This is a genomic window from Enterobacter sp. PI-10 (assembly GCF_027947695.1).
In the GTDB taxonomy this organism is placed as follows: Bacteria; Pseudomonadota; Gammaproteobacteria; order Enterobacterales; family Enterobacteriaceae; genus Enterobacter; species Enterobacter vonholyi.
In genome coordinates this window covers 1-17,311 of the sequence record NZ_JAJNOG010000007.1, presented here as the reverse complement: position 1 = coordinate 17,311, position 17,311 = coordinate 1, and the positions used below count along the sequence as shown (strand labels likewise).

Below are 17,311 nucleotides of genomic sequence, written 5' to 3'. Positions count from 1 at the left end.
GATCTCATGAATATCGAAGAATTTCTCGCGCCAATAAGCCCCGAAAAACCCTGTGGCGAAAACCTGGAGTACGACGCCGAATTCCAGAGCATGAATCAGGCAAGTCTTGGGAAAGCGGAACAGCAGTTTGGCGACACCATTATTCCGGCAGAACCAGCTGACTGGAACACGGTGGAAAAATACGCCACCAGCCTGCTGACCCGCACCAAAGATCTTCGCGTCCTGCTGGCGTTAACCCATGCCTGGACGCGCCGTCGCGGGCTTGCGGGCTACGCGGACGGATTGCTGCTGGTGCAGGAGGCGATCGCCCGCTACTGGGAGACGCTCTATCCGCTGCTGGAAGAGTATGGCGAAACCGACCCGTTCTACCGCATTAACGCCCTTGCGGGGCTGAGCGATAAGTCCGACCTCACCATCGCCGTACGAAACGCCTCGCTGCTGCGTTCAAACGGCGATGAAATTTCGCTCCGGGATGCTCAGGCCCTGCTGGACGGCAGTAAAACCGAATGCCCGGACTATCCCGGCGGGCGTCCACGGCTGATTGACGAGCTGGCCCGCGGCGACCAGCCGGGGACCGCAGCGGTTATCGTCATCAACGAACGGCTGCTGGCCATTCGCGAGCTGCTCACCGGGCATCTCGGTGAAAGCGGCGTGCCCGAGATGGAGCAGTTGCTTAAAACCGTCGGACTGGTAGCAAGCGCGTGTCAGGTAACCGACATCAGCAAGCTGCTGCCGAACCGTGAGGCGCATGCAGAACCACAGGCAGAGCAGCCGTCGTCCGCAGCGCAGCCCGCTCAGCCGGTCACCGACTGGCGCAGCGTGCAGGTCACCAGCCGCGCCGACGCGCAGCTGATGCTGGAAAAAGCAAAACAGTATTTTGCGCAGTACGAACCGAGCCACCCCGCACCGCTGATGATTGAACGGGTGCAGCGGCTGTCAGAACTCAACTTTATGGACATTATTCGCGACCTGGCGCCAGACGGCGTTAACCAACTGGAAAACATCTTTGGGCGCCGCGAATAGCGCGTCCAGGCATTATGACGACAGGCATGGAGCCTGCCGTTTCACCTTCACCGCGCATCTTTGATGGAGAACATCATGGCAATGAGTAACAGTGGGCAGAAATTCATCGCACGTAACCGTGCCCCCCGCGTGCAGATCGAGTACGACGTAGAGATCTACGGTGCAGAACGTAAGATTCAGCTGCCGTTTGTGATGGGCGTCATGGCCGATCTGGTCGGCAAACCGGTTGAAAACCTGCCGGCCGTCGACGAGCGTAAATTCCTCGAAATCGACATCGACAACTTTGACGAACGCATGAAGGCGCTTAAGCCGCGCGTGGCGTTCCAGGTGGATAACACCCTGACCGGCGAAGGTAAGCTCAACGTAGATCTTACCTTCGACAGCATGGACGACTTCCTGCCTGATGCGGTGGCCCGCAAGGTTGAGCCGCTGAACAAGCTGCTGGAAGCGCGTACCCAGCTTTCCAACCTGCTGACTTATATGGACGGTAAAAACGGTGCGGAAGAGCTGATCGCAAAAATTCTGCAGGATCCGACGCTGCTCAAATCCCTGAGCCAGTTGCCGAAAAATGACGAAAGTGCGAAAGGTAGCGAGGAATAATCGATGAGCAACCAGACTCAACAACACGAGCAGCAGGCGGGTCAGGCGTTCAGCCAGGATGAATTCAGCGCGCTGCTGAACAAAGAGTTCCGCCCGAAAACCGACCAGGCGCGTTCCGCCGTCGAAAGCGCAGTCAAAACCCTGGCGCAGCAGGCGCTGGAAAATACCGTCACCTTCTCGAACGATACCTACCGTACCATTCAGAACCTGATTGCCGGTATCGACGAGCAGCTTTCGCAGCAGGTAAACCAGATCATTCACCACGAAGAGTTTCAGAAGCTGGAGAGCGCCTGGCGCGGTCTGAGCTATCTGGTGAACAACACTGAAACTGACGAGATGCTGAAGATCCGCTTTATGAGCATCTCCAAGCAGGAGCTGGGCCGTACCCTGAAGCGCTTCAAGGGCGTGGGCTGGGACCAGAGCCCGATCTTCAAGAAGATCTACGAGCAGGAGTACGGTCAGTTCGGCGGCGAACCGTTTGGCTGCATCGTCGGCGACTACTACTTCGACCACAGCCCGCAGGATGTTGAGCTGCTGGGTGAAATGGCGCGCATCGGCTCTGCGGCGCACTGTCCGTTTATCACCGGTACCGCACCGGGCGTGATGCAGATGGAGTCCTGGCAGGAGCTGGCTAACCCGCGCGACCTGACCAAGATCTTCCAGAACACCGAATACGCCGCCTGGCGTTCGCTGCGTGAATCCGAAGATGCCCGCTATCTGGGTCTGGTGATGCCGCGCTTCCTGTCGCGCCTGCCGTACGGCATTCGCACCAACCCGGTCGACAGCTTTGACTTTGAAGAGCAGACCGACGGCGCGAACCACAACAGCTACTCCTGGGCGAACGCAGCGTATGCGATGGCCGCTAACATCAACCGCTCCTTCAAAGAGTACGGCTGGTGCACCTCGATTCGCGGCGTGGAGTCCGGCGGGGCGGTGGAAAACCTGCCGTGCCACACCTTCCCGAGCGATGACGGCGGCGTAGACATGAAGTGCCCGACCGAGATCGCCATCAGCGATCGTCGTGAAGCCGAGCTGGCGAAAAACGGCTTTATGCCGCTGGTTCACCGCAAAAACTCCGACTTTGCCGCCTTCATCGGCGCGCAGTCGCTGCAGAAACCGGCCGAGTACCATGACCCGGATGCCACCGCCAACGCGCGTCTGGCCTCTCGTCTGCCGTACCTGTTCGCCTGCTGCCGTTTTGCGCACTACCTGAAGTGCATCGTGCGCGACAAAATCGGCTCTTTCCGCGAGCGCGAAGAGATGGAACGCTGGCTGAACGACTGGGTGATGAACTACGTCGACGGTGACCCGGCTAACTCCTCCCAGGAGACCAAGTCCCGTAAACCGCTGGCGGCTGCAGAAGTGCAGGTGCAGGAGATTGAGGACAACCCGGGATACTACGCCGCGAAGTTCTTCCTGCGCCCACACTACCAGCTGGAAGGTCTGACCGTTTCTCTGCGTCTGGTATCTAAACTGCCGTCGCTGAAGACGAAAGACGCGTAAGAGCAACATGCGTTTTGTGAGTTTTTCCCGGCGGCGCCACGCTTGCACGGGCCTACGATGAAACGTGCAACCCATTGATATTTTTTCTCAATGTAGGCCGGGTAAGCACAGCGCCACCCGGCAAGAAAGACGGCTAAGTTGTTAATGCCGTCCTTAACAAGTTCCAGAATAACGCACGGTAATAATGACTTCACATTCGTTCCGTTATTGCGGGGGAATGTAAGACTGTCAAATGACACGGGTCATTTGACATGAGGCAGAGGTAAAATATGGACGGTTTTATTCAGCCCCATGCTTTCCTGTTTGCCATATAAGTGCTTTTTCGAAAGCAATATTGTTCATCCACGAAGAGTAGATATTATGGCTATTGATATGTTTCTGAAGGTCGAGGGTGTTACGGGCGAATCTAAAGATTCTAACCACACCGGCTGGACTGATATTACCTCCTTCTCCTGGGGTGCTTCCCAGCCAGGTAATATGAGCGTTGGCGGTGGCGGCGGTGCCGGTAAAGTTAACTTTAACGACCTGCACGTTAACGCGCTGATCGACAAATCCACCACCGCTATCCTGAAACACTGCGCCAGCGGTAAACACCTGACCAAAGTTGAGCTGTCCGTCTGTAAAGCCGGCGGCCAGCAGGTGGAATACTCCCGCATCACGCTGGAAGATGTGCTGGTCACCTCTGTTCAGTACACCGGTGCAGACAACGGCGATACCGTTGGTGTGACCTATGCGTTCCAGGCTGCGAAAGTGAAACAGCAGTACTGGGAGCAGACCACGTCTGGTGGTAAGGGTGCTGAAAGCAGCGCTGGCTGGAACATCAAAGAAAACAAAGAAGCGTAATTGCGTATGTGGCCGGGGAGTTTCCCCGGTCATTATCAACCGGGAAGGAAGATAGCATGGCAAGTTTGCAGGAAGGAGGCGCCCGTCCTCTCACCATTGGCGAAATAGCACTGGCGCGCTCGGTTTTTGGTGACGCAATAAAGTATTCAGAAGTTAAAGTCCATAATAAAAGCTATTTGCCGTTTAATATGCAGTCGACAGATGTCGCGATGACCCCCAATGGTGAGCTCTATTTTCGCGAGCCGCATTATCGGGATGACTTTTCAATAGAGGTTCCGCGATATAAACACTGGTTTATTCACGAAATGGTGCATGTATTGCAGCATCAGATTGGAATGAATGTTCGAACCCGAGGCGCATTCAGTTGGGCAGCAAGTTATAATTATTCTCTGCCCCCCGATAAAAAACTATCGGACTTTGGTATGGAGCAGCAGGCTTCTATCATTTCTGATTTTTATTATTTGATAAATTACGGTCTGGGTGATTTCCGAAACATTGCAGGTTTTGAGGGAATTATCGGGCCCGACCTGAAGGATAAATACCTGCAGGTATTATCGTTGTTTATTCAAAATCCTAAAGACCGGCGGGTATGGTTATGAAACAGTTACTCAGTGTTGTAGCAATCGCATTAACGGTGAGTGCCTGTGTATCTCATCCTGCACAATATCAGTCGCTTTCGGTTACGCTAAAGAACAACGAACCCTGCTTTGCTATTCCCGCTAACTCCGGGTTAGACGCGCCTGTCACCAGCCATTCGCCCACCATAATGAAACGCGCGGGAAATGAGTGGAAAGCGGTATCGCCGCCGTCAACGTTTAGCCCTGAAGTGACGTTAACGACCCAACAGTGTCACCAGTGGCAGGGGATTGCGTGGCAAGCCGGAGAATATGATGTTGCCCTGAAGGTGTCAGGGAAAAACGATTCTGTTCGCTATGCGGCCCGCTTCACCTTACAGGAAGGTCCTTCAGGCCAGTTTAAGCTTACGCAGACTGAATAGAATGTGTTAACCCCAAACGCCGCCGTTCTCGCCCCGAGAGCGGCAGCGTTTGAGCGCTAATCATACCAGCAGGAATACGCCATGCGATTCACGATTATTTCTACAAAACCCGGTCATCAGCCGCCGCAAAGCAGCTGTGATTTTTACGCCCCGGGCGGCACCATTGGGCGCGGTACGGATAACAATCTGGTGTTGCCGGACAATGACCGCACCATCTCTCGTCTGCAGGCCATTGTTCACGTTGACGCCCAGGGCGAATGCCGCGTGACCAACCGTGGCAGCGTCACCCGCGTGGTATTAAATGACATTCCGCTGGAGCGAGGGCGTCAGGTTGAGCTGCAGGATGGCGACATTCTCGGTATTGATGACTACCGTATCGAAGTGACCGAACTGATCCACGATACGCAGCCCGTGAGCCGCATGGCGGCCAGCATGCATCAGCAGGCGCGTCCGGCAGCCGCGTCCGCGCCCGCTCCGCACCCGAAGCCGGCGAGCACCGCACCGCGCGGGAAGGCCGAGCCGACCGCCGTGCCAACGGAAATCTGGGATAGCCTGATGCAGGAGTTCTCCATCTCCGACAGCATCTCCAGCAACCGTACAAAACCGCAGCCAGCTGCATCGCACGATCCATTCTCCCAGCCAGCGGCCCCGGAGCGTAACGCTGAAGATCCGCTGGCGATGTTCAACGACAGCGATCCAAAACTTGAGCGTAAGAACGTTGACCCGGACACGCTGTTCAGCGACGAAGCGTTGTTCAATAAAGAGAGTATTTTTGATGACGTCACCCCGTCAACGCTGGTGCCGCCGGGAGAGACGAGCCCCGCTAAGCCAGAAGACGAGGCGACGGATGAGCTCGATCCGCTGGCCCTGTTTGGCGGCAAGGCCAGCGCGCCAGCCGCGCGTAATGACGACCCGCTCGGGCTGATGGGCGGCGCGCCGTTAACCCATCCGGATGACATAGTCGCCGAAAAGCCTGCGCCAGTGCCGGAGCCTGAGCAGGAAGAGGACGTGCTGGCCGATTCTCCGCTGTTCGCCCCTGAGCCGCAGGAAGAACCGCGCGCTGAAGAAGAGCCCGCGCGACCGGATTACGCAGGCTTCACCATGCCTACGCCGCAGGCCGTTGCCCGCAGCAGCGCCCAGGCCCCTAAGGGCCGTCTGCGCATCGACCCGGTCAATAACGCCGCCGCCCCAGCCGCCACGGCAAACAGCGGCGAGAAGGGCGAAGTGCTGCAGGGCGAGCTTCTGGAGGCGCTGCTGGAAGGCATGGGCCTGAGCGAAATGCAGCCCGTTCCGCAGTTTGACCGTGAAAATATGCGTCAGCTGGGACAGATCCTCGGTATGTTCTCTCAGGGAACGGTGGCGCTGCTTTCCTCGCGCTCCATCCTCAAGCGCGGCGTAAAAGCCGATATGACTATGGTGCTGGACGATGCCAACAACCCTTTCAAGCTGTTGCCGACCGGCAAAACCGTGCTGATCCAGATGTTCGGCACTCCGATGCCGGGCTTTATGCCGCCGACCAAATCCGTGCGCGACGCGCTGATCGATCTGCAGGCGCACCAGCTGGGCATGATCTCCGGCATCCGCGCCATCATTGCCGCGATGCTGCAGTCCTTTAACCCGGAGCAACTGGAAGAGCAGGCGAAGCAGAACGGCATGACCTCGCGTCTGGCGCTGCCGGGCAGCCGTAAAGCCGCCCTGTGGGACTATTTTGTTCGCAGCTATGGCGAGACGGCGGGCGAGATTGAGGATGACTTCCACACCCTGTTCGGCGAGGCCTTCCTTCATGCGTACGACATGGAGGTGAATCAGTACAAAGACTCACAGAGCGGATCGGAAGACAAATGAATATCGCAACGGCTTCTCTCTCCCGCCAGGGGACGCGCGCCAGCAACCAGGATCAGACGGGAGAAACCATAGGGGAACGTTCAGCCTGCTTTGTCGTCTGCGACGGCATCGCGGGCCTGCCGGGCGGTGAGGTAGCTGCAGAGCTGGCACGCAACAGCATTATCTCCCGCTTCGATGGCGACAAACATCTTAATGCGCAGCACATCCGCGACTACGTGCAGACGGCGAACCGCACCATCCTCAGCGAGCAGCAGGCCGTTCAGGACTATCGCCGGATGGGCACGACGCTGGTCAGTCTGTTCATTGACCGTGATTACGGCCTGGCCTACTGGGCGCATGCCGGAGACAGCCGCCTGTACCTGTTCCGCCGGGGATGGCTGTGGCATGTGACCACCGACCACAGCCTGGTGCAGCAGATGAAAGATGCCGGACACCAGACCGACAACCTGAACAGTAACCTGCTCTATCTGGCGCTCGGGATTGAAAACGGCGGGCCGGAAGCGAGCTACAGCGACGTGGTGCAGGTTGAAGACGGCGATGCATTCTTACTCTGCACCGACGGATTCTGGCACGGCGTCAGCGAAGAGCAAATGAAGCAGTCGCTGCATATGGTCAATACGCCGCAGGAGTGGCTGACCTTAATGAACCAAATCATTCAAAAGAATGGTGAACAGGAAGGGAATGCTCAGGATAACTATACTGCCCTGGCGGTATGGATGGGCAACCCTCAGGACACCACTTTGCTGCACACCCTCTCTGACGCAGCACAATTTCTTCCCTGCGGAACTGATTAGACACACAAGGAACGATATGAAACTTTGGCTATCGGGTTTGGCACTTCTGGCGGTCACCTCCACCGCGCAGGCTGAGAATTTCCGCATCGTGCAGTCTCCTGCACAGAAGCTGGATATCTGGATCGACAACATTAAAGACAACACGCCGCAAAGCTGGTGTAAGCCTGAGGTGGCGCTGCGCATTGTGGCGAACGGCAAGAAAGACGTCTCCGTGCTGGAGAACTTTGTACCGCGTCTTGGCTCACTGCTGGAGCACCAGTGCAGCAAAGTGAATAAACTCAGCTGGACGCTCAACGATCCGGCAGGTACCACGCTGGCGCAGGGCACCGCAGGCAAAGCGCAGGACTGGGCGCTGGTGGTGAAACAGGAGCAGGCCACGCCTGCCGCAACCGTCACCGCTGCCACAGCCAGCGGCACGTTAATGCCGCCAGATCAAAATGTGGCTTCCCGCACCGTTGCCGCCGACCGTACGCCGTGGCAGGAGTTTACGCTTCAGGACGGCTGCCACCTGCGCACTTTCTGGGAAGGGGGCGCCTCTGCTCCGGCGCTCTTTATTCCGGATTCTGACACCACCCGCTGCGGCAACGGCAGCTGGCTGAGCGGACACACCGTAGTTTCGCAGTCCCGCAACGGCGGACAGAAAGAGATGGCGGTGACGTACATCCACGGTTTCCCGGTGACCGGACTAAATCAAAGCGCCGACCCGGAAAACGCGCTGATCACCTCCGTCAACAAAGAGCGCATGGTATTCAGCACCCCAAACAGCGACCAGAGCTGGATGATCCTGCCTTACGATAACAGCCTGAACAGCTGGAAGAGCAACGGCACCGTAGCGGTGGAGATTTCCCGTGAAATCGCCAGCGATGACGCAAAACTGCAGGCGCGGATCGCGGCGGTGAAAAAAACGTGGAGCGCCTGGGTCGCACCGGGTACTCCGCTGAATATCGTTCTGATTGACACCCTGCGTCCTCAGCTGCGCGATCCGGCAGTCGGCGCATGGCGCGCGGCGAATTAAGGAATGGCTATGAATACGCTTTATCAACACCTGGCGGGCGAGTCGCTCAACGATGCGCTGGCGCGTCTGGAAGCTGAAATCAAAGCCCGTCCGGCGGATGCCGACCTTCGCGCTGCGTTTGTGCAGTTTTTAACCCTCAGCGGCAACTGGACGCGGGCTCTTACCCAGCTGAAAAGCTGGCTGGCGCTGAAGCCTCAGGCGAAACCTACCGTCACGCTGCTGGAGCAGTCCATTCAGGGCGAGCAGCAGCGCGCGCAGGTAATGGCGGGACAGGCGCGACCGGCCATGCCTGAAACCCAGTGGCCGTGGCTGACTACCCTTGCCGCGGCGCTGAGCGAGGACGGCGAGCGCGCGCATGCGCTGCGTCTTGAAGCCCTCGAACAGGCGCAAGCCACTGCGGGTCACATCACCCTCGAAAACGAGGAGACGCAGGCTTTTGACTGGCTGATGGACGGCGATGCCCGTCTCGGCCCGGTCTGCGAAACCATAGTGAACGGCCGCTATTTCTGGCTGCCGTTTAACGCTATCGCGGAGATCCGTTTCCAGGCGCCTGCCAGCGTCACCGATCTGGTTTGGCGTCACGCGCTTGTGCGCCTGACCGACGGTACGGAGCAGGTGTGTCAGATCCCGGCGCGTTATCCTTTTGCTGCCGATGCCGCTGATGCGGTCAAATTAGGCCGCACCACCGAATGGCAGGCGCTCGACGAAGACGGTACCCTTTACGAAGGCAGGGGCCAGAAAGCCTGGCTGAGCGAGCAAAGCGAAAGCCCGCTGCTGTCCTTGAGCCTCGTGACGTTTGCGACGGATGGAGCCGATGAGTAATCCCGCTGGCGAAGGCGATCTGCTGCGCAGCGGCTGGCAAGCCCGCAGCAAGCAGGAGAAGGTGGGGGCGCGCGACAAGATGCAGCCCTCGCTGCTCGATCGCCTCACCGATGACGACCCGGAAAAAAAGCGCGAGTCGGCCAACAGCAATCTGATCACCCACGCCGCCCTGCGCCGCAACGTCCTGCGGGATCTGCAGTGGCTGTTTAACACCATCAACCACGATGCCTCCGGCGATTTGAGCGCCTTGCCGCACGTGAACCGCTCGGTGGTCAACTTCGGCGTCTCGCCGCTGGCCGGGAAAAGAATGTCGGACATCGAATGGCACGATATTCAGCGCAAGCTCACCGAGGCCATCATTAATTTTGAGCCGCGCATTTTGCCGCAGGGGCTGCAGGTTCGCTGCGTGTCGGATACCTCCTCGCTGGATCTGCACAACGTGCTCTCCATTGAGATCAAAGGGCGTTTATGGTGCGTGCCGTACCCGCTGGAGTTTCTGTTTCGTACCGATGTCGATCTGGAAAACGGCCATTTTGAACTGAATGATGCGGGGTAATCATGGAAAGTAAACTGCTCGAATATTACAACCGTGAGCTGGCCTATCTGCGCGAAATGGGGGCCGAGTTTGCCGAACGCTACCCAAAAGTCGCCGGACGGCTGGGCATGCGCGGCATCGAAGTGGCGGACCCGTATACCGAACGTCTGATGGAGGGCTTCGCCTTCCTGACTTCCCGCGTGCAGATGAAAATGGACGCGGAGTTTCCGCGCTTCTCCCAGCGTCTGCTGGAGATGATCGCGCCTAACTATCTCGCGCCCACGCCGTCGATGGCGATTGCGGAGATTGAGCCCGACAGCAGCCGGGGCGACCTGAGCAAAGGCTTTATTGTCCCGCGTGGCACCATGATGGACAGCCTGGCGCTGAAAAAAACCGGCGTGACCTGCAGCTATACCACGGCGCACGAGGTCAACCTGCTGCCGCTGAAAATCGACAAGGTCGAGCTGGGCGGCGTCCCCGCCGATCTGCCGCTGGCGCAGCTGGGACTGAGCCAGCGGGGGATCGGCAGCGCCCTGCGGATCCGCATTGCCTGCGACGGCCCGCAAAACCTCGGGCACCTGGATTTCGACCGCCTGGAATTTTTCCTCGGCGGTCCGGACATTGAAGCGCTGAAGCTGCTGGAGCTGGTGATGGAGCACCACGCCGGGATCGTCTGTCAGACGGTCAGTCCGCAGCCGCAGCGACAGCTGCTGGCGTCAGATGCGCTGCGCCAGGAGGGCTTTGAGCCTGACCAGGCGCTGCTGCCGGACGATCTGCGCAACTTTGACGGCTATCGCCTGCTTCAGGAGTACTTTGCGTTTCCGGCCCGCTTCCGCTTCATCAGCCTGAGCGGTCTGAGCACGCTGATCCAGCGCTGTGAAGGCGAAAAAGCCTTCGACATCTTCATTCTGCTGGATAAGTCGGATGAACAGCTGGAGCGCGTGGTCGATGCCAGCCATCTGGCGCTGCACTGTACGCCGGTCATCAACCTGTTTCCAAAGGTCGCGGCGCGTCAGAAGCTGAATGACGGTCAGCATGAATACCATCTGGTGGTCGATAACATTCGTCCGCTGGATTATGAAATTTACGCGGTCAAAAAAATTTATGGCAGCGCGGACGGTCAGCGTGATGACCAGACGTTTCGTCCGTTCTGGAGCACCTGGAGCGGCGATGCGGGCAACTACGGGGCCTATTTTTCGCTGCGACGCGAGCAGCGCGTGCTGTCCGAGCACGCCCTGCGCTACGGCACCCGTACCGGCTATATCGGCTCGGAGGTGTTTGTTTCGCTGGTGGATGAACAGCATGCCCCCTGGCAGGATAACCTGCGCTATATCTCTGCCGAGGTGCTCTGCACCAGCCGCGACCTGCCGCTAATGCTGCAGCAGGAGCTCGGGCAGTTCATTGTGGCGGACTCCATGCCGGTGAAATCCCTCACCCTGCGTAAAGGGCCGACGCCGCCGCGTCCGGCGCTGGCGGAAGGGTTCAGCACCTGGCGGCTTATCAGCCAGCTGCAGATGAACTACCTCAGCCTGATGGACAGCGAAAACGAAGAGGGGGCGGCCGCGCTGCGCCAGCTGTTAGGGCTTTATGCCAACCTGGCCGAAACGCCCGTTGCGCGTCAGGTGGAGGGCGTTCGCCACTGCGTGCTGGAGCAGGTTCACCGCCGCGTGCCTGAACCCGGCCCGGTCGTGTTCGCCCGCGGGATCGGCATTACCCTGACGGTGGATGAGCGAGCCTTTTCCGGGGCCAGTCCGTGGCTCTTCGGCAGCGTGATGGAGCGCCTCTTTGCCCGTCTGGTCTCTATCAACAGCTTTACGGAGTTCACCCTGAAAAGTCAGCAGCGCGGCGAGATTGGCTACTGGGCGCCGCGCATGGGTAAAAGGGCGCTGATATGAGTGACGCTGCCACTGCACCGCTGCGCGTGCATCGCCTGACCAGGCTGTCGGACGCGTTCTGGCACGGCGTCCGGGAGACGCCCTGGCGCTACGATCTGTTTCAGCTCTTAAGGCGCATTGATGCCCAGGGCGGCGAGCGCTACCCGCTGGGACGCGCGTCGCTGCCGAAATTTGAACCGCTGCGCATCGGCCAGCAGCCGTCGATGAGCTTTGCGCCGTCGACGCTGGCCCACGTACGTCAGCGGGAAGAGAGCGGGCTGCACGAGGTGTCTATCCTCAGCTTCGGCCTGTTTGGCCCGAACGGCCCGCTGCCGGTCCATATGACCGAGTACGCCCGCGAGCGTATTTATCATCATCAGGACACCAGCCTCAGCGCGTTTGCCGATCTGTTCCATCACCGTCTTGCGCTGCTGTTTTACCGCGCCTGGGCGGATGCGCAGCCTACCGTCTCCCTGGATCGTGCTGATAACAAGCGCTTTGAGGGCTATCTGGCGTCGCTGATTGGCATGGGCCAGCCGGGGCAGATGAACAAAGGCAGCCTGAGCTCGCACGCGCGCTTTACCCACGCCGGGCACCTGACCCGCCACGGGCGGGATCCCGAGGGGCTGGAGAAGATCCTGCGCAGCTATTTTAAGGCGCCGGTCAAACTGGTTAGCAACGTGCCGCAGTGGATGCCCCTCTCCACGCGCGAGCAGGCGCAGCTGGGAGCAGGACGCCGCATGCCGCGCATGGGTGAATCGGCCTTTCTCGGCGTCGCCGTCCGCGACGTGCAGCATAAGTTTCGCATCGAGATTGGCCCGCTGAGCGCGGAGGAGTACAACCGCTTTTTGCCGGGTGAAGCGTGGGTCACCGAGCTGCGCGACTGGGTGCGTCAGTACGCTGGGGTAGAATTTGAATGGGAAACGCGGGTGATCCTGCGCGAAGACGCGGTGCAGGGCACCACGCTCGGCAGTCATGGGCGATTAGGCTATAACACCTGGCTGGGCATTCAGCCGCAGCCTGTCCCGCGCGGCGATCTGGTGTATCGCGCAGAGCGGTAATCCTTCCGTATACCGAATCATTGTTAATGGAAACTAACATGTCAGAAATTAGCCGTGCCGTGCTTTTCGGCAAACTGGATACGCTGTTATTTACCTCTCTGGAAAGCGCCACTGCGTTCTGCAAGCTGCGCGGTAACCCGTACGTTGAGCTGGTGCACTGGCTGCATCAGCTGATGCAGCAGCAGGATGGCGATCTGCAGCAGGTCATCCGCCACTTTGCCCTCGACGAACAGCAGCTGACGCGCGATATCGTGGCCGCGCTGGATGTCCTTCCGCGTGGCGCCAGTTCCGTTTCCGATCTCTCCGAGCATATCGACAGCGCCGTGGAGCGCGCCTGGGTCTTCGGCTCGCTGAAGTTTGGCGTCAGCCGCATTCGCGGCGGCCATTTGCTGATCGGCATGCTGAAAACCTGGAACCTGGCCAACGTGCTGAAAAGCATTTCGGCGCAGTTTACCCGCCTTAACGTCGAGGTGCTGATTGAGCAGTTCGATACCATCTGCGCCAACAGCAAAGAGACGCAGCAGGCCGCTGCCGCCGTCGACGCACCGGCGGGTGCGGTACCGGCTGCACAGGGGACGCTGGCCCAGTATGGCCAGGACCTGACCGCCCGCGCCCGGGAAGGGAAGATTGACCCGGTTGTCGGGCGCGACGAGGAGATCCGCCAGATGGTGGATATCCTGATGCGTCGCCGTCAGAACAACCCGCTGCTGACCGGGGAAGCCGGGGTCGGCAAAACCGCCGTTGTTGAAGGGCTGGCGCTGCGCATCGCCGACGGCGACGTCCCGGAGCCGCTGCAAAATATTCAGCTGTGGCTGCTGGATATCGGCATGCTGCAGGCCGGCGCAGGCATGAAAGGCGAGTTTGAAGCCCGTCTGCAGGCGCTCATTAACGAAGTCCAGTCCAGCGCCACGCCGATTATTCTGTTTATCGATGAGATCCACACCCTGATTGGCGCTGGCGGCCAGCAGGGGACCGGCGATGCGGCGAACCTGCTGAAGCCAGCCCTGGCGCGCGGTCAGCTGCGCACCATCGGGGCCACTACCTGGGCAGAATATAAAAAGTACATTGAGAAAGACCCGGCGCTGACCCGTCGTTTCCAGACGGTGCAGGTGCACGAGCCGGATGAAGCGAAAGCTATTCTGATGCTGCGCAGCACCGTGTCGCCGCTGGAGACGCACCATCAGGTCCTGCTGCTCGACGAGGCGGTCAGCGCGGCGGTGAAGCTGTCGCATCGTTACATCCCGGCGCGTCAGCTGCCGGACAAAGCCGTTGCGCTGCTCGACACCGCCTGCGCCCGCGTCGCGGTCAGCCAGAGCGCGCCACCTGCGCAGCTCGAAGACTGCCTGCGCCACCTTGCCGCGCTGGACGTGGAAATTGAGATTGCTGAACGCGAAGCGCGCGTGGGGGCCGGTGACGCCGAGCGCGTGACGACGTTACGCGCAGAACGCGACGCGTATGAAACAAAACGCGAAGCCCTGGCCCTGCGCTGGGAAGAAGAACGCAGCCTGGTGCAGGAAATTATTCGCCTGCGCGCGGCGCTGTTCGCGGCGGGTGATGAAGATAGCGCCGATCTGCGCAGCCAGCTGGCGGAGCAGCAGCAGGCGCTGAACGCCCTTCAGGGCGATGAACCGCTGCTGTTTGCGGCTGTAGATGAAAACGTGGTCGCCGCGGTGGTCTCCGACTGGACCGGGATCCCGCTGGGCCGGATGGTGAAAAACGAGATCGACGCGGTGCTAAACCTCGCCGACACGCTCAACCAGCGCGTTATCGGCCAGCGTCACGGTCTGGATCTCATTGCCCGCCGCGTGAAAACCTCGCGGGCGAAGCTGGACGATCCCAACAAGCCGGTGGGCGTTTTTATGCTCTGCGGACCGTCCGGGGTCGGTAAAACCGAAACCGCGCTGGCGCTCGCGGAATCCCTGTACGGCGGCGAGCAGAACGTTATCACCATCAACATGAGTGAGTTTCAGGAAGCGCACACCGTTTCCACCTTAAAAGGTGCGCCTCCGGGGTACGTAGGGTATGGTGAAGGCGGCGTGTTAACCGAGGCCGTGCGACGCCGTCCTTACAGCGTGGTGCTGCTGGACGAAATTGAAAAAGCGCACCCGGACGTCCACGAGATCTTCTTCCAGGTCTTTGATAAAGGCTGGATGGAGGACGGCGAGGGGCGCCACATTGATTTCCGCAACACCATTATTATTCTGACGTCTAACGTCGGCACCGACCTGATCAGCGCCATGTGCGCCGATCCGGACCTGATGCCGGAGCCTGAGGCGTTAAGCAGTGCCCTGCGCCAGCCGCTGCTGGAGGTCTTCCCACCGGCGCTGCTGGGCCGCCTGCTGGTGGTGCCGTATTACCCGCTCAGCGACGAGATGCTGGGGCAGATTGTTCGCCTGCAGCTCAAGCGCATTCAGCGTCGTCTGGAAGAGAATCACAGCATTATTTCTGAGTTTGACGACAGCGTGGTGGAACAGATCGTTCAGCGCTGTACCGAGGTGGAGTCCGGGGGACGCATGGTGGACGCTATTCTGACCAACACTCTGCTGCCTCAGATGAGCCAGATCTTACTTACCGCCAGCCGCAGCGACGAGCAGTACCGACGTCTGCACGTCACCTGCGAGCAGGGCGAGTTTCACTGTCAGTTTGCCGCGTAATAATCATCAAGAGAACTGTAAAAGATGACGGATAATGATAACAATCGGACTGTCCCAAACGCGCTCCCGGTCGGGTACCGCTTCAACGAGTTTGAAATCAAAGAGGTGATCGGCGGCGGGGGTTTTGGCATCGTCTATCGCGCGTGGGATCACCAGCTCGAACGCACTATCGCTATCAAAGAATTTATGCCTTCCTCGCTCGCCGTGCGCGGCGACGACATGACCCTGGTGCTGCGCAGCGAGCGTTTTGGCAAAGCGTTTTCCGCAGGCCTGAACAGCTTCATTCAGGAAGCCCGTCTGCTGGCGCGCTTTAACCACCCGAACCTGCTGCACGTCCTGCGCTTCTGGGTGCAAAACGACACGGCCTACATGGGGACGCTGTTTTACAGCGGCACCACGCTTTCGCGCCTGCGCGAACAAAAGCCGGAGCTGATTAACGAAGCCTGGATCCGCCGCACGCTGCCGATGCTGTTTGGCGCGATCAAGACTATCCACAACGAAGGCTACCTGCACCGCGACATCTCTCTGGATAACATTCAGATCCAGGATAACGGCCTGCCGGTGCTGCTTGATTTCGGCTCCGCGCGCCGCACCATCGGTAATCTCTCCGACGAAACGGAAACCATGCTGCGCCCGGGCTTTGCCCCGATTGAGCAGTACACCGACGACAACGAAAGCGAGCAGGGCCCGTGGACGGACATTTACGCCCTCGGCGCGGTGCTGCGTACGCTGATTGTGGGTTCTCCGCCGCCGGTCAGCGTGGTGCGCTCTATTCAGGATACCTGCAAACCTCTGGTGGAAATCATGCCGCAGGGCTATTCGATTCCGCTGCTGCAGGCCATCGACCGTGCGCTGGCGCTGCACATGGAGGATCGTCCGCAGTCAATCGACGAGTTCGCCGCGCTGATAGAGATGCCGGTCGCCGGTATCAACGACGTGCTGACGGCGAAAAAGCCCGGCACGATGCTGGTTCCGGTTGAAGACGAGAAACCGGCTTCGCTGCTCGAATGGCGCCGCTACAAGATCCCGGGCATGGTTGCCGCAGGCGTGCTGGTAGGGGTTATCGCCGGGGCGATGCTGTTCAGCGGCGGTAACGATGCCCCTGAGCAGGCTGCACAGACACCGGGCGAGACGCGTCCAACCGAAACCGTCGCGAACACGCCAGACGTGAAGCCGGAAACGGCGAAGGTGAGCGAGCAGGTGACGGCACAGCAGACGCCACCGCCTGTCGAGAGCCCGATTGCGTTGGTCTATATCCGCATCCTCGATGGCGAAACGCTGAAAGTGAACGGCGAGCAAAAAGCGCTCCGTCCAGCGACCAACGGTTATGCGTCGCTCAAGCTGCCGGCCGGAGAGGCGAAGATTGAACTGCAGGGCAACGGAAGAACGCGTGGCCAGACGCTGGATATCACCAGGCCGGGCACCTGGCTGGTGAATCCGTAGAATTACGCTCAGTCACAGATGCGAACCTCTTTTCTGAATCGCATAAGCTAGATGGAATAAAGATTATGCTCAACCGAATTACCGTTCAGCTCCCGGTGGAGGGGCTTCTGTTCTGGAAACTGACGGGCCGCGAGGCGATGTCCGAGTCGTTCGCGCTGACGCTGACCGTGCTCGGCACGGACGCGCGCATCGACCGCAGCAAGCTGCTGGGCCAGCCGGTCACGGTGACCATCCCGACGCAGAACCTGCTGACGTCCCGCTATGTTAACGGCAAAATTACCCGCGTGGCGGTCAGTGCCGTC

Annotated in this window: 16 protein-coding genes; all 16 read left to right on the top strand. The window is 59.5% G+C overall.

Going from position 1 to position 17,311, the window contains the following annotated elements:
* The first annotated feature begins 6 nt into the window (after positions 1-6).
* Positions 7-1,023, top strand: a complete 1,017-nt coding sequence (gene tssA / locus LRM19_RS15230) for a type VI secretion system protein TssA (protein WP_271369268.1) — start codon at positions 7-9, stop codon at positions 1,021-1,023.
* A gap of 75 nt (positions 1,024-1,098) precedes the next feature.
* Entirely contained in the window at positions 1,099-1,623 is a 525-nt protein-coding gene (gene tssB / locus LRM19_RS15225; RefSeq protein ID WP_008502644.1) for a type VI secretion system contractile sheath small subunit, read from the top strand.
* A gap of 3 nt (positions 1,624-1,626) precedes the next feature.
* Positions 1,627-3,126 (top strand): type VI secretion system contractile sheath large subunit, encoded by a 1,500-nt coding sequence (gene tssC / locus LRM19_RS15220; RefSeq protein ID WP_014884232.1) that lies wholly within the window; start codon positions 1,627-1,629, stop codon positions 3,124-3,126.
* A gap of 360 nt (positions 3,127-3,486) precedes the next feature.
* On the top strand, positions 3,487-3,969 hold the full coding sequence (locus LRM19_RS15215; protein ID WP_008502640.1) for an Hcp family type VI secretion system effector: 483 nt from the start codon (positions 3,487-3,489) through the stop codon (positions 3,967-3,969).
* 56 nt (positions 3,970-4,025) lie between these two features.
* Positions 4,026-4,568: a hypothetical protein gene (locus tag LRM19_RS15210; RefSeq protein WP_021240381.1), complete on the top strand. Its 543-nt coding sequence runs from the start codon at positions 4,026-4,028 to the stop codon at positions 4,566-4,568.
* Positions 4,559-4,966, top strand: coding sequence for a putative T6SS immunity periplasmic lipoprotein (locus LRM19_RS15205; RefSeq protein ID WP_111964764.1), 408 nt, complete (start codon positions 4,559-4,561; stop codon positions 4,964-4,966). The genes LRM19_RS15210 and LRM19_RS15205 overlap by 10 nt, the downstream gene beginning before the upstream one ends.
* 81 nt (positions 4,967-5,047) lie before the next feature.
* Positions 5,048-6,811, top strand: a complete 1,764-nt coding sequence (gene tagH / locus LRM19_RS15200; protein WP_271369264.1) for a type VI secretion system-associated FHA domain protein TagH — start codon at positions 5,048-5,050, stop codon at positions 6,809-6,811.
* Positions 6,808-7,605 carry a PP2C family protein-serine/threonine phosphatase gene (locus LRM19_RS15195; protein ID WP_014884226.1) on the top strand — a complete coding sequence of 266 codons (798 nt, stop codon included), beginning with the start codon at positions 6,808-6,810 and terminating at the stop codon, positions 7,603-7,605. Before tagH ends, LRM19_RS15195 begins: the two co-directional genes overlap by 4 nt.
* Positions 7,606-7,621: 16 nt before the next feature.
* On the top strand, positions 7,622-8,620 hold the full coding sequence (locus LRM19_RS15190; protein WP_133294650.1) for a hypothetical protein: 999 nt from the start codon (positions 7,622-7,624) through the stop codon (positions 8,618-8,620).
* A 9-nt stretch (positions 8,621-8,629) separates the two neighbouring features.
* On the top strand, positions 8,630-9,442 hold the full coding sequence (locus tag LRM19_RS15185) for a type VI secretion system accessory protein TagJ (protein WP_136195751.1): 813 nt from the start codon (positions 8,630-8,632) through the stop codon (positions 9,440-9,442).
* Positions 9,435-9,998 (top strand): type VI secretion system baseplate subunit TssE, encoded by a 564-nt coding sequence (gene tssE / locus LRM19_RS15180; RefSeq protein WP_271369263.1) that lies wholly within the window; start codon positions 9,435-9,437, stop codon positions 9,996-9,998. The genes LRM19_RS15185 and tssE overlap by 8 nt, the downstream gene beginning before the upstream one ends.
* 2 nt (positions 9,999-10,000) lie before the next feature.
* Complete coding sequence (gene tssF / locus LRM19_RS15175) at positions 10,001-11,872, top strand: type VI secretion system baseplate subunit TssF (RefSeq protein ID WP_271369262.1); 1,872 nt, start codon at positions 10,001-10,003, stop codon at positions 11,870-11,872.
* Positions 11,869-12,912, top strand: a complete 1,044-nt coding sequence (gene tssG, locus LRM19_RS15170) for a type VI secretion system baseplate subunit TssG (protein ID WP_271369261.1) — start codon at positions 11,869-11,871, stop codon at positions 12,910-12,912. The genes tssF and tssG overlap by 4 nt, the downstream gene beginning before the upstream one ends.
* A 38-nt stretch (positions 12,913-12,950) precedes the next feature.
* Positions 12,951-15,566 (top strand): type VI secretion system ATPase TssH, encoded by a 2,616-nt coding sequence (gene tssH / locus LRM19_RS15165; RefSeq protein WP_271369260.1) that lies wholly within the window; start codon positions 12,951-12,953, stop codon positions 15,564-15,566.
* A gap of 24 nt (positions 15,567-15,590) precedes the next feature.
* The gene (locus LRM19_RS15160) at positions 15,591-17,009 is read left to right on the top strand and encodes a serine/threonine protein kinase (RefSeq protein ID WP_271369259.1); all 1,419 of its coding nucleotides are present in this window, start codon (positions 15,591-15,593) and stop codon (positions 17,007-17,009) included.
* Between the two features lie 65 nt (positions 17,010-17,074).
* On the top strand, positions 17,075-17,311 hold a 237-nt coding region (locus LRM19_RS15155), incomplete at its 3' end, for a contractile injection system protein, VgrG/Pvc8 family (RefSeq protein ID WP_271369258.1).

Bases quoted from the DNA above. Each gene is read 5' to 3' on its own strand.
- tssC (WP_014884232.1), top strand. From the start codon at position 1,627: ATGAGCAACCAGACTCAACAACACGAGCAGCAGGCGGGTCAGGCGTTC.
- LRM19_RS15185 (WP_136195751.1), top strand. From the start codon at position 8,630: ATGAATACGCTTTATCAACACCTGGCGGGCGAGTCGCTCAACGATGCG.
- tssH (WP_271369260.1), top strand. From the start codon at position 12,951: ATGTCAGAAATTAGCCGTGCCGTGCTTTTCGGCAAACTGGATACGCTG.
- LRM19_RS15190 (WP_133294650.1), top strand. From the start codon at position 7,622: ATGAAACTTTGGCTATCGGGTTTGGCACTTCTGGCGGTCACCTCCACC.
- tssA (WP_271369268.1), top strand. From the start codon at position 7: ATGAATATCGAAGAATTTCTCGCGCCAATAAGCCCCGAAAAACCCTGT.
- tagH (WP_271369264.1), top strand. From the start codon at position 5,048: ATGCGATTCACGATTATTTCTACAAAACCCGGTCATCAGCCGCCGCAA.
- LRM19_RS15195 (WP_014884226.1), top strand. From the start codon at position 6,808: ATGAATATCGCAACGGCTTCTCTCTCCCGCCAGGGGACGCGCGCCAGC.
- LRM19_RS15205 (WP_111964764.1), top strand. From the start codon at position 4,559: ATGGTTATGAAACAGTTACTCAGTGTTGTAGCAATCGCATTAACGGTG.
- LRM19_RS15215 (WP_008502640.1), top strand. From the start codon at position 3,487: ATGGCTATTGATATGTTTCTGAAGGTCGAGGGTGTTACGGGCGAATCT.
- tssE (WP_271369263.1), top strand. From the start codon at position 9,435: ATGAGTAATCCCGCTGGCGAAGGCGATCTGCTGCGCAGCGGCTGGCAA.
- tssF (WP_271369262.1), top strand. From the start codon at position 10,001: ATGGAAAGTAAACTGCTCGAATATTACAACCGTGAGCTGGCCTATCTG.
- tssB (WP_008502644.1), top strand. From the start codon at position 1,099: ATGGCAATGAGTAACAGTGGGCAGAAATTCATCGCACGTAACCGTGCC.
- LRM19_RS15160 (WP_271369259.1), top strand. From the start codon at position 15,591: ATGACGGATAATGATAACAATCGGACTGTCCCAAACGCGCTCCCGGTC.
- LRM19_RS15210 (WP_021240381.1), top strand. From the start codon at position 4,026: ATGGCAAGTTTGCAGGAAGGAGGCGCCCGTCCTCTCACCATTGGCGAA.
- tssG (WP_271369261.1), top strand. From the start codon at position 11,869: ATGAGTGACGCTGCCACTGCACCGCTGCGCGTGCATCGCCTGACCAGG.